We start from the raw sequence: 255 nt of genomic DNA, 5'->3' as shown, positions 1-255 counted from the left end.
AATACTCGAAAATGGACTGACTAAACCGACAGAATTCGGTGCCCCCCAAGGTGGTGTACTTTCGCCGATTCTTAGTAATGTTTACTTAAACCAACTGGATAAGGAATTGGAGAAACGTGGACATAAAATCGTCCGTTTTGCGGACGATTTTAGCATTTACGTTAAAAGTGAACGAGCAGGTCACCGGGTAATTAAAAGTATCACAAAATACCTCGAGCAAGAGCTAAAATTAACTGTTAACCGAACTAAGAGTAA

1 protein-coding gene is annotated in these 255 nt (G+C 40.0%); it reads left to right on the top strand.

The genetic code is table 11. The features are described 5' to 3' along the window. Positions 1 to 255 (top strand): reverse transcriptase domain-containing protein (locus tag M3226_RS32015; RefSeq protein ID WP_251573471.1); only part of this gene is annotated, 255 nt, incomplete at both ends.

Source organism: Neobacillus cucumis, from assembly GCF_023715505.1.
The sequence above is the reverse complement of the archived record's forward strand: the minus strand, read 5'-3'. Positions and strand labels throughout refer to the sequence as shown.